The 331-nt window shown below is 68.9% G+C and carries 1 protein-coding gene; it reads left to right on the forward strand.

The features are described 5' to 3' along the window. Positions 1-331: ATP-binding cassette domain-containing protein (locus RVY79_RS18360; RefSeq protein ID WP_317465974.1), on the forward strand; the 331-nt coding region annotated here is incomplete at both ends.

Consider the following 331-nt stretch of genomic DNA (forward strand, 5'->3'; position numbering starts at 1 on the left):
GGTCACGGGTCTGTCGGCCGGCTACGGTCAGGTCGAGGTGCTGCACGGCCTCGATTTCGCGGTCCCGAAGGGGCAGGTCGTGGCGCTGATCGGCTCGAACGGCGCCGGCAAGACCACCAGCATCGGCAAGCTGTGCAAGCACTTCCAGACCTACGGCCAATCGGTGCTGCTGGCTGCGGGCGATACGTTCCGCGCCGCCGCGCGCGAGCAGCTCGTGGTCTGGGGCCAGCGCAACAACGTCACGGTGGTGGCCCAGGAATCGGGCGACCCGGCTGCCGTGATCTACGACGCGGTGAACGCAGCGCGCGCACGCGGCATCGACATCGTCATG

Origin of the sequence: Chromohalobacter sp. HP20-39 (assembly GCF_033052815.1) — a bacterium.
GTDB lineage: Bacteria > Pseudomonadota > Gammaproteobacteria > Pseudomonadales > Halomonadaceae > Chromohalobacter.